Annotated in this window: 1 pseudogene; it reads right to left on the bottom strand. The window is 77.3% G+C overall.

What is annotated here, in order from left to right:
* A pseudogene (locus tag AC0IVP_RS21980) lies at positions 1 to 238 on the bottom strand (hypothetical protein); the annotation flags it as partial.
* Positions 239 to 251 lie beyond the last annotated feature (13 nt).

Below are 251 nucleotides of genomic sequence, written 5' to 3'. Positions count from 1 at the left end.
TGACCAGGAACGGGGTGTGGATGAACGTCGGCACCCCGCGCTCCAGGCAGCCGGCGGTGCACGCGGCGTCCTGCCGGGGGTCTCCGGCCGAGCGCTTCCAGCCCCGCGGGTTGCCCACGACGACCTGCACGGCCTGCGCGCCGACGGCATCGGTGTAGGCCAGGCCACCGGTGGCCAGGCCGCCCGCGACCGACCCGTGCGCCCCGATGGGGGACACGCCGGGGAGGAGCGGGGTCACGACGGGCGGGGGA

The organism is Klenkia sp. AC732, assembly GCF_979256525.1.
This window is presented reverse-complemented; position numbering and strand designations above follow the sequence as displayed.